The sequence below is a fragment of the Mycobacterium sp. genome (assembly GCF_049281135.1).
In the GTDB taxonomy this organism is placed as follows: Bacteria; Actinomycetota; Actinomycetes; order Mycobacteriales; family Mycobacteriaceae; genus Mycobacterium.
On record NZ_JBAPRN010000559.1, the window covers coordinates 1 to 11,263 of the forward strand.

Consider the following 11,263-nt stretch of genomic DNA (forward strand, 5'->3'; position numbering starts at 1 on the left):
CTGCACATCTGGGCGGACGCCGGCGGCGCCGGCGCGGACTTCGTCGGGATCCCCGGCGCGACCGGCAAGCTGGCGCCGGAGAAGAAGCCTGCGGTCGGCGGGATCTTCACCGACTTGGCGGTGGCCACGCAGCCGGGGTTGTCGGCCCGCATCGACGTCGACACCCGCTTCATCGTCGCCCCCACGATGCTGAAGCGGGCCGTGCTGGCCCTGGGCGGGCTGGCGGTGCTGGCCTCGATCGTCGCGCTGGGCGTCCTGGACCGGCAATCGGGACACCGGACGCGACGCAACTGGCGGCATTTGTTTCAGGCAGGTATCGCGACTTGGCTGGCCGACGCCGGGGTGGTCGCCACGCTGCTGCTCTGGCATGTCATCGGCGCCACGTCGTCGGACGACGGCTACAACCTGACCATGGTCCGCGTCTCCGGGCAGGCCGGCTACGTGGCCAACTACTACCGGTACTTCGGGACGACCGAGGCGCCCTTCGACTGGTACCAATCGGTCCTGGCCCAGCTGGCATCGGTCAGCACCGCGGGCGTATGGATGCGGCTGCCCGCCACGCTGGCCGGGATCGGCTGCTGGCTGATCATCCGCCGCTACGTGTTGCGGCGTCTGGGCCCCGGTAAGGGTGGGCTGGCGAGCAACCGGGTGGCGGTGTGGACCGCGGGCGCGGTGTTCCTCGCGGCCTGGCTGCCGTTCAACAACGGCCTGCGGCCCGAGCCGCTGATCGCGCTGGGCGTGATCGCCACCTGGATGCTGGTGGAGACCGCGATCGCGACCCGTCGGCTGGTGCCGGCGGCGGTGGCGATCGTCGTGGCGATGTTGACCGCGACGGTGGCGCCACAGGGCCTGATCGCGATCGCCGCCTTGCTGACCGGCGCGCGGCCGATCGCGCAGATCATCATGCGGCGCAGGGCAACTGACGGCCTGCTCGCACCGTTGGCGGTGCTGGCCGCGTCGCTGTCGCTGATCACCGTCGTGGTGTTCCGGTCGCAGACGCTGGCCACTGTCGCCGAGTCGGCTCGGATCAAATACAAGGTCGGACCGACGATCGCCTGGTATCAGGACTGGCTGCGCTATTACTTCCTTACGGTGGAATCCAACCCGGACGGGTCGATGGCGCGGCGGTTCGCCGTGCTGGTTCTGCTGCTGTGCCTGTTCGGGATGCTGGTCATCTTGCTGCGCCGCGGTCGGATCCCCGGGGTGGCCAGCGGCCCGGCGTGGCGATTGGTCGGCACTACCGCGTTCGGCCTGCTGCTCTTGACCTTCACTCCGACGAAGTGGGCGATTCAGTTCGGTGCGTTCGCGGGACTGGCCGGCGCACTCGGGGCGGTGACCGCCTTCGCGCTGGCCCGGATCGGGCTGCACAACCGCCGCAACCTCACGCTGTACGTGACGGCCCTGCTGTTCGTGCTGGCGGTGGCGACGTCGGGCGTCAACGGCTGGTTCTACGTCGGCAACTACGGCGTGCCGTGGTGGGACATCCAGCCGGTGATCGCCAGCCACCCGGTGACGTCGATCTTTTTGACGCTGTCGATCATCACCGGACTGCTCGCCGCGTGGCAGCACTTCCGGATGGACTACGCCGGCCACACCGAAGTGACGGACAACCGGCGTAACCGGGTGCTGGCGTCGACTCCACTGCTGGTGGTCGCGACGATCATGGTCGTCGGTGAGGTCGCATCGCTGGCCAAGGGCGCGGTGTTCCGCTATCCGCTCTACACCACCGGCAAGGCCAATCTCGCTGCGATCAGTTCGGCGCTCTCGCCCACCAGTTGCGCCATGGGCGACGACGTGCTGACCGAGCCCGACCCCAATGTTGGCCTGCTGCAACCGGTTCCGGGGCAGACGTTCGGGCCCGACGGTCCGCTCGGGGGCGTCAACCCGGTGGGCTTCAAACCCGACGGGGTGGGTGATGACCTGAGGTCGTACCCGGTGGTGACCAAACCAGGGGTGGTGAATTCCGACGCGTCACCGAACAAGCCCAACGCCGCCATGAGTGACTCTGCAGGCACGGCCGGTGGGAAAGGCCCAGTTGGGATGAACGGGTCGAACGTGGTACTGCCGTTCGGCCTCGACCCGGCCCGCACGCCGGTGATGGGCAGCTACGGCGAGAACACCTTGGCGGCCACTGCCACCTCTGCCTGGTACCAGTTGCCGCCGCGAACCGCCGACCGGCCGATCGTGGTGATATCGGCGGCCGGGGCCATCTGGTCGTACAAGGAGGACGGCACCTTCACCTACGGACAGTCGCTGAAATTGCAGTGGGGAATCTCTCGGCCCGACGGGACCACCCAGCCGCTCGGGGAGGTGCAGCCCATCGACATCGGACCCGAACCGGCCTGGCGCAATCTGCGCTTTCCACTGACCTGGGCACCACCGGAGGCGAACGTGGCACGCATCGTCGCCTACGACCCGAACCTCAGCCAAGATCAGTGGTTCGCGTTCACGCCGCCTCGGGTGCCGGTGCTGGAAACGCTGCAACAACTGATCGGGTCGCAGAAACCCGTGCTGATGGACATCGCGACCGCGGCCAACTTCTCGTGTCAGCGGCCGTTCTCCGAACACCTTGGGGTGGCCGAGCTTCCGGATTACCGCATCCTGCCCGACCACAAACAGACAGCGTCGTCGTCGAACGGTTGGGAGGCCAGCGCGACCGGCGGTCCGTTCCTGTTCACCCAGGTGCTGCTGCAGACCTCGACGATCTCGACCTACCTGCGCGGCGACTGGTATCGCGATTGGGGATCGGTCGAGCAGTACTACCCGCTGGTGCCGAGCGATCAGGCGCCGAATGCCGTCATCGAACAGGGTGTGATGACCGTGAACGGCTGGAGCCGCCAAGGTCCGATTCGGGCACTGCCATGAGCCAGGTCATCGAAAAACAAGCAGACGTCGCCGCCGGCCGTGACGTCCGGACGACGCGGTGGGTCGCCACGATCGCCGGACTGATCGGCTTCGTGCTGTCGGTGGCCACACCGTTGCTACCGGTCGTGCAGACGACGGCGATGCTCAATTGGCCGCAGCAGGGTCAACTGAATAGCGTTACAGCACCGTTGATTTCGCTATCTCCGGTCGACGTCACGGCCACCGTGCCGTGTGCCGTGGTGCGCGGCCTGCCGGCCGACGGCGGTGTCGTGTTCAGTACGGCACCGAAGAAGGGCAAGGATGCGGCGCTCAATGCGCTGTTCGTCGTGGTCAACGGCAAGCGCGTCGACGTCACCGACCGCAACGTGGTCATTGCCAGCGTCTCGCGTGAGCAAGCGGAGTCCGCACAGTGCCGGCGGATCGAGATAACCTCAACGCTCGCCGGAACTTTCGCCACCTTTGTCGGGCTGACAGATGCCGCGGGCAAGCCCCAGTCCGGAGGTTTCGCCGACCCCAACCTGCGTCCGCAAATCGTCGGGGTCTTCACCGACCTGACCGGTCCCGCGCCACCCGGGTTGAAGTTCTCCGCGACCGTCGACACCAGGTTCTCCACCACCCCAACAACGTTGAAGCTGCTGGCGATGGTGGGCGCCATCCTGTCCACCATCGTCTCGCTGGTCGCCCTGTGGCGACTGGACCAGCTCGACGGTCACCGGATGCGCCGGCTCATTCCGGCGAACTGGCGCACGTTCACCCTGGCGGACGCCACGGTGACGTTCGGCTTCCTGCTGTGGCATGTGATCGGGGCGAACTCCTCCGACGACGGGTACATCCTTGGCATGGCGCGGGTCGCCGACCGCGCCGGTTACATGTCCAACTACTTCCGCTGGTTCGGCAGCCCGGAGGACCCGTTCGGCTGGTACTACAACTTGCTGGCTCTGATGACCCACGTCAGCGACGCCAGCCTGTGGATGCGGCTGCCAGATCTGATCGCGGGCCTGGTGTGCTGGCTGCTGCTGTCACGTGAGGTGCTGCCCCGGTTGGGGCCGGCCGTGACATCGAGCAAGGCGGCCAACTGGGCGGCGGGCTTGGTCCTGCTGACCGCGTGGATGCCGTTCGACAACGGTCTGCGGCCCGAGCCGATCATCGCCGTCGGTTCGCTGATCACCTACGTGCTGATCGAACGCTCGATGCGCTACAGCCGACTGACGCCCGCCGCGCTGGCCGTCGTCACGGCCGCATTCACGCTCGGCGTTCAGCCCACCGGGTTGATCGCCGTGGCCGCATTGATCGCCGGTGGCCGTCCGATCCTGCGCATCTTGGTCCGCCGTCACCGCCTGGTCGGCACGTTGCCGTTGGTGGCACCCATGCTGGCCGCTGGCACGGTCATCCTCACCGTGGTGTTCGCCGACCAGACGCTGTCAACAGTGTTGGAAGCCACCAGGATTCGCACCTCGATCGGCCCCAGCCAGGCCTGGTACACCGAAAACCTGCGCTACTACTACCTGATCCTGCCCACCGTCGACGGGTCGATGTCGCGCCGGTTCGGCTTCCTGATCACGGCGTTGTGCCTTTTCACGGCCGTGTTCATCATGTTGCGGCGCAAGCGAGTTCCAGGAGTGGCCCGCGGGCCGGCGTGGCGCCTGATGGGTGTCATCTTCGGCACCATGTTCTTCCTGATGTTCACCCCGACCAAGTGGGTGCACCACTTCGGGCTCTTCGCCGCGGTGGGCGCGGCTATGGCCGCGCTGACGACGGTGCTGGTGTCACCGAAAGTGCTGCACTGGTCGCGCAACCGGATGGCGTTCCTGGCCGCGGTGATGTTCGTGTTGGCGCTGTGCTTCGCCACCACCAACGGTTGGTGGTACGTGTCCAGCTATGGGGTGCCGTTCAACAGCTCCATGCCGAAGGTCGGCGGAATCTCAATCAGCACAATCTTTTTCGCGCTGTTCGTGATTACCGCTGTGTACGCGGCCTGGCTGCACTTCGTGGACACCAGCCACGGCGAGGGTCGGCTGGCGCGTGCGCTGACCGCGGCGCCTATCCCCGTCGCGGCGGGCTTCATGGCGGTGGTGTTCATCGGCTCGATGGTGGCCGGCATCGTGCGGCAGTACCCGACCTATTCGAACGCCTGGGACAACCTGCGCGAATTCAGCGGAGGTTGCGGTCTGGCCGACGACGTACTGGTCGAGCCGGACAGCAACGCCGGCTTCATGGCGCCGCTCAAAACTGGGGAGCCGGACAATTACGGTCCGTTGGGCCCGCTGGGTGGTGTCAGCCCAACGGGATTCACGCCCAACGGCGTACCGGACCGAACCCTGGCCGAGTCGGTCAAGGAGACGTCAGTGCCGCAGCCGGGTACCGACTACGACTGGGATGCGCCGACCAAGCTGAAAACACCGGGCATCAACGGCTCGACGGTGCCGCTGCCCTACGGCCTTGACCCGCAACGGGTTCCGCTGGCAGGCAGTTATACCACCGGCGCGCAACAGCAGAGCAAGCTGGCCTCGGCGTGGTACCAGCTACCGTCCGCAGACGACGGCCATCCGCTGGTGGTGGTGACCGCCGCGGGCAAGATCGAGGGCAACAGCATCCTGCACCACCACACCAACGGACAGACGGTGGTGCTGGAATTCGGCAAGCCCGGTCCCGGCGGCTCCGTGCTGCCCGCCGGCCGCCTGACGCCCTATGACCTCTACGGCGAGCAGCCGAAGGTGTGGCGGAATCTGCGCTTCGCACGCTCCCAGATGCCCGCCGACGCAGTCGCGGTGCGGGTGGTCGCCGAGGACCTGTCCCTGACGCCGGACGACTGGATCGCGGTGACTCCGCCGCGGGTGCCCGAGCTGCGCTCGCTGCAGGAGTACATCGGCTCGAAGCAACCGGTGCTGATGGACTGGGCGGTCGGACTGGCCTTCCCCTGCCAACAGCCGATGTTGCACGTCTACGGCGTCACCGAGATCCCGAAGTTCCGCATCACCCCGGACTACAACGCCAAGAAACAGGACACCGACACCTGGCAGGACGGCGTCAACGGTGGCCTGCTGGGCATCACCGACCTGTTGTTGCGGGCGCACGTCATGTCCACCTACCTGTCCCATGACTGGGGCCGCGATTGGGGCTCCCTGCGCAAGTTCGACACCCTGGTCGATGCTCCGCCCGCCGAGTTGGATCTCGGCACAGCCACCCATTTCGGCTGGTGGTCGCCGGGCAAGATCAGGATCAAGCCGTAGCGCGGCGACGATGCGGGACGCATAGCGTCCCGAGGAGGAGCCGGGCAATCAAGCCCTAGCTCGGCGACGATGCGGGACGCATAGCGTCCCGAGGAGGAGCCGGGCAAGCAAGCCCTGGCCGGCGGCAGACCTCAGAAGGATCACTAGCATCCTCAGTCACCGAGGAGCGGCGCGTCTCTCTTTTCAGTTTGAGTGCACGGGCGATATCACTAGCCCGGATCCACACGGATTGATAGCGCATATGCCTTCAATGTGAAATGGTCCTGTCCCCCTGGCCGGCACCGGCATGGGCGCGGATGACGCGTGGTGACGGCCATCACGTTCCGATCCGGTCGGCGGCGGGTAGGCCTTGAACATCCCCATCCACGAGCGAAAAGGAGTGACCTGTGACCAGCGGACCCGAAGCGGCCATCAAGGGCATTGTCGAGGACGTCAAAGGCAAGGCCAAAGAAATCATCGGCATCGTGGTGAACCACGAGGATCTGCGCAAAGAGGGCCGTGCGCAGCAAGAGAAGGCCGAGGCCCAGCGCAATGTGGCCAAGAAGGAAGCTGAGGCAACCTCCGCGCGTGCCGCGGAGAAGGCAGCCGAGGCTCGTCAGAAGTCGGCACGCTAGAACGTAACTCACCCTGGGCGGCAACGGCTTTCGCTGTTGCCGCCCAGTTTTATGGTATGAAGACGATCCGTTCGGAGCCGTCGATGTCCTGCCAGGCCGACGTCACGTCACGCAACGGGACTTTTCGCGCGTCGATGCGCAGCGCGCCGCTGGTGATCGCTTCGGCGATCGCGGGCAACTCGGCCAGGATGTCGCGAGTGGATACCGAACCTTGTCCGCTACCGACTATCTGTAGCGGCAGCGCCCGCAGCGCGGCGGACGGGATTTCGGCAGTCGCACCGGCGACCGAGCCGATCTCGATCCAGGTCAGCGGTTGATGGTCGTTGCTGCGATGGGTGGCGATCGCGATCATCGCGTCGGCTGTGGCCGGTCCCCACAAATAGTCGATAACGACGTCGACATCGGCGGCAGCCGCCGCGAGCTTCGCGCTGTCGCCGAGGGACACGACGGCATCGGCGCCGAGCTCTGGCAGGCCCGCCAGCCGCTCCGGGTTGCGGCCGGCCGCGACGACCCGGCCGGCGCCAAGCTGTTTGGCTACCTGCACGGCCATCTGCCCGGAACTACCGGTAGCGCCGAGGACCAGCACGGACTTGCCGGCCCGAAAGCCGGTCCGGCGCCGCAGCGCAACCCACGATGACATCGCCGGGTTCATCGCCGCCGCCACCCGTACGGGGTCGGTGCCGCCGGGCAACTCGAAGCTCTGCCGCAGGTCGATGACGGTCTGTTCGGCCATAGCGCCGGACGCGGTGTCACCCAGTGCGAAGTAACGCAACGTCCCGTCGGGAAGGCGTGCCACCCCGTCGACGCCGGGAACCAGCGGCAACTCGCCGGTGCTGGTGTAGTGCGAGCCATCCGCCTGCGAGCGGACCCTGCGATGCAGCCCGGAAGCGATCACGTCGACCAGCACCTGGTCCGAACCGCCTGGTACCGGGCTCGGGAATTCCAGGTAAGCCGGCGGTGCGTCGAATGAGGTAACAACCGCTGCGTACATGACCGTCCTTCCGCGGCTCGATTAACTAGTTCGTAGTACCACGTAAATATAGATGGTAATACGAACTACTGCAAGGTGGTGTTGGTTCAGCGTGGACGGCGTCGGGTAGCCGCCACCGCCGTGTCGCAGGTCACACCAGGGCATCGCATGTAAGGCATCTCTCCTGGTCGCGCGGGGTTGGTTTGGCTCGCGAGGCCGGATAATTGACGAAATGTCAATGACGATTTCCACGCTAGCCCGTTGTGCATTACCAGTTGTCGTGGCGCTGGCGGGATCGACCGCTCCGGCGGCTGCCGAAGCCGGCACCATCGTTCCTTTGCAAAGCATTCTGCGAGCGTGTGACTTCAGCCCAATCCCCGATTTTGCGTCGACCGACCGCGGCACGGCGTCCGCGGTCATCCACGTCAACGGTGGCACCGTCACCGCCGATGTGTATCTCGCCGAGCCTGGTCAGCCGGGCACCCACTACGACGTCAGCCTGATCCAGTTTCCGCGTGCCTCGACCGCGTCGTGCGATGCCCCCGGGCCGGGCGTCGCGGTGGCCGGTCTCGACAGCGACGGCGCGGGCGTGGGAAACACCACGGTGCGCGACAGCCTTCGCTCCGGCACGACCGGGGTCTGGGTGTTCATCCGGCGGCCGAGCCCGAGGTCACAGAGCCCGGCCGAGTTCTACACGTCGGAGTTCGTCGCGTCGGTCTGATAGCCCGGCTCTACCCCGCAAGCGGGAGGTGCCCCCACCTCGGCCGGTGCCCGGCCGCATCGTCGCCCGGCAGGTCTAAATCGGCGTCAGGCCGTGCTTGCGGTTCGTACGCCAGTTGATCTGCTTGTCGCGCAAGAGGTTCAACGACTTACGCAGTAGCAGCCTGGTCTCGTGCGGTTGAATGACTCCGTCGATGTAGCCACGTTCGGCGGCGATCCACGGGATCGCCATGTTCAGGTTGTAGCCCTCGATGAAGTCTTTCTTGATCTGCTGCGCCTCGGGCGTGGTCGGGTCGGGGAATCGCTTCATCAGCAGCTGCGCCGCACCGTCGGCGCCGATCACCGCGATGCGCGCGGTGGGCCAAGCGAAGTTCAGGTCGGCGGTCAGCTGCTTTGACCCCATCACCGCGTACGCGCCGCCGTAGGACTTGCGGATCGTGATGGTCACCTTCGGTACGTCAGCCTCGACGACGGCGTTGAGGAACCGGCCGCCGCGCTTGATGATGCCGCCCTTCTCCTGCTCCACGCCCGGAAGGAAGCCTGGGGTGTCGACCACGAAAACCAATGGCAGATTGTAGGAGTCGCAGAACCGGATGAAGCCGGCCGCTTTGTCTGAAGCCTCGTTGTCGATCGCCCCCGCCATGTACATCGGCTGGTTGGCGATCACCCCGAGGGGACGGCCGTCGACCCGGGCGAACGCGGTGATCATCGCCTGGCCACGCTGTGCGCCGACGTCGAACACGTCGCCGTCGTCGAAGATGCGCAACAGAACCTCGTGCATGTCGTAGGCCGCGTTGTCACTGTCCGGCACGATGGCGTCCAACTCGAGGTCCGACGGCGTGATCTCGGGTTCCAGTCCGGGGTTGACCACCGGTGCGTCGTCAAACGTGTTGGCCGGCAGGAAACTCAGGTAGTCGCGCACGTACTGGAACGCCGCGGCCTCGTCCTCGACCACCTGGTGGATGTTGCCGTAGCGGGCCTGCGCGTCGGCGCCGCCCAGCTCATCCATGGTGACGTCCTCACCGGTGACGTCCTTGATGACGTCCGGGCCGGTGACGAACATGTAGCCCTGGTCGCGGACCGCCACCACCAGATCGGTCTGAATCGGTGAATAGACCGCTCCCCCAGCACATTTGCCCAAGATGATGGAGATCTCGGGCACCAGGCCACGCAGCAACTCGTGCCGGCGGCCCAGCTCGGCGTACCAGGCCAGCGACGTGACCGCATCCTGGATGCGCGCTCCGGCGGAGTCGTTGATGCCGATGATCGGGCAACCGACCATGGCCACCCACTCCATCAGCTTGGCCACCTTGCGGCCGAACATCTCGCCCACCGAGCCCTGGAACACCGTCTGATCGTGACTGAAGACTGCGACAGGCCGGCCGTTGATCCGGCCGTGGCCGGTGACCACGCCGTCGCCGTAGAGCGCAGCCGGGTCGCCCGGCGTGCGCGCCAGGGCCCCGATCTCCAGGAAGCTGCCGGGGTCGACCAGTGCGTGAATGCGGGCGCGGGCGCTCGGAATTCCCTTTTTGTCGCGCCGCGCGATCGCCTTCGGATCACCGGGTTCTTTGGCCGTCTCGAGCCTTTCGCGCAGATCGGCCAGCAACTCAGCGGTGGTCTTGGTGGTCACTTAGGCTTCTTTCTGCTCGCCGTGAATCTTGTTGAGCGCCTGGGTCATGTGCGCACCGACTTTGGCGATGATCGGCTCGTCGATGGCCTGGATGTGCTCGCCGCCGATCGGCACGACCTCCAAGTCCGCCACGTAGTCGCCCCAGCCGCCGTCGGGCTTGCGGATCGCGTAGGCGGGCTCGAAGGTGATCGCGTCATCGTGGTAACGGTCGGCCATGTACAGCGTGACGTGGCCGTCGTACGTCTGGTATTCGGCGGTGTCGATCGCCCGCTGGTCCAGATACGACGTGCGCTGGTGCTCGATGATCCCGCCGGGGATCTGCACACCGGCCTGCTGGACGGCTTCCAGCACGAACTTCACCTGTCCCTCGTCGTCGAGCGCTTCGAGCTGCTCGTAAGGGATCTCGGGAACCTGCACGTTGAAGGTCCGCTCGGCGAAGCGCGCGTAGCGGTCCCAACGCTTGCGGGTCTCCTCCTTGGTCTGCAGGATCGGCTCACCGGGCATAACCGCGTCGATCAGGCCGACGAATGCCACCTCGCAGCCCTGCTGCTTGAGCCCGATCGCGCAGGCGTAGGCCAATGCACCGCCGAGCGACCAGCCGGCCAGGATGAACGGGCCGTTGCCGCCCAGCTCGCGCAGCTTCGGAACGTATTGCGCGGCACGCTCTTCGATGGTTCCCTCGACCCGCTCGAAACCGTACATCGGGACGTCCGGTGGCAGGCGGTTCAGCAGCGGCTCGTAGACCACCGTCGATCCGCCCGCGGCGTGGAACACGAAAACCGCTGGCTTGGTTGAGCCTTCGGGCCTGGCTCGAAGCGTGCGGACGAAGCCGTCGATCTGGCCGGCCTCCAGGAATTCGCGCACGGTGGTCGCGAGCTGCTCGATGGTCTCGGCCGCCTTGACGTCGGCTACGGTGATCGTGCCCTCGGCGCGCTCCGACAACCGCTCGGCCATCTTGGCGGCGGCGGCGTCGTCGAGCTTGGGCAGGTCGTTGAAGATGCCGCCCGGTGACTTGCCGGTGACGATGGCCCAGGTCGCGAACGCGACGCGCTCGGCGGCATCCCGCGGCGGGATGTCCGAGTTGAGCGCTGCGGCAACAGCTTCCTGGTTGAGCACCTGCGCGGCGCCGGACAGGTTGGGCTGCGCGCCGGACAGGTTGGGCTGCGCGGCGGGGCCGGCGGGGTTGGTCGGCGGCGGCGGAATCGACGGCTCCGGCGCAGGCTGAGCCTGGGGC

The 11,263-nt window shown here is 66.5% G+C and carries 7 protein-coding genes; 4 read left to right on the forward strand and 3 right to left on the reverse strand.

Translation table 11 applies throughout. From position 1 onward, the window contains the following. From WAN02_RS21745 to WAN02_RS21755, 3 genes are all read left to right on the forward strand, one after another. Positions 1 to 2,865 (forward strand): arabinosyltransferase domain-containing protein (locus tag WAN02_RS21745; protein WP_422266290.1); only part of this gene is annotated, 2,865 nt, incomplete at its 5' end. Continuing rightward, the gene (locus WAN02_RS21750) at positions 2,862 to 6,095 is read left to right on the forward strand and encodes an arabinosyltransferase domain-containing protein (RefSeq protein ID WP_422266291.1); all 3,234 of its coding nucleotides are present in this window, start codon (positions 2,862 to 2,864) and stop codon (positions 6,093 to 6,095) included. The genes WAN02_RS21745 and WAN02_RS21750, both read left to right, overlap by 4 nt. A 386-nt stretch (positions 6,096 to 6,481) precedes the next feature. After that, the gene (locus WAN02_RS21755) at positions 6,482 to 6,709 is read left to right on the forward strand and encodes a CsbD family protein (RefSeq protein ID WP_422266292.1); all 228 of its coding nucleotides are present in this window, start codon (positions 6,482 to 6,484) and stop codon (positions 6,707 to 6,709) included. A 49-nt stretch (positions 6,710 to 6,758) separates the two neighbouring features. Here the strand turns inward: WAN02_RS21755 and WAN02_RS21760 are convergent, their stop codons facing one another. Further along, entirely contained in the window at positions 6,759 to 7,700 is a 942-nt protein-coding gene (locus WAN02_RS21760) for a zinc-binding dehydrogenase (RefSeq protein ID WP_422266293.1), read from the reverse strand. 211 nt (positions 7,701 to 7,911) lie between these two features. On the opposite strand from WAN02_RS21760, the gene WAN02_RS21765 reads away from it, so the two are divergent. Beyond that, entirely contained in the window at positions 7,912 to 8,400 is a 489-nt protein-coding gene (locus WAN02_RS21765) for a hypothetical protein (protein ID WP_422266294.1), read from the forward strand. Between the two features lie 75 nt (positions 8,401 to 8,475). Here the strand turns inward: WAN02_RS21765 and WAN02_RS21770 are convergent, their stop codons facing one another. Then, a complete protein-coding gene (locus tag WAN02_RS21770) occupies positions 8,476 to 10,029 on the reverse strand; it encodes an acyl-CoA carboxylase subunit beta (protein ID WP_422266295.1) in 1,554 nt (517 codons plus the stop codon). Beyond that, a partial coding sequence (locus WAN02_RS21775) for a thioesterase domain-containing protein (RefSeq protein ID WP_422266296.1) occupies positions 10,030 to 11,263 on the reverse strand: 1,234 nt, incomplete at its 5' end.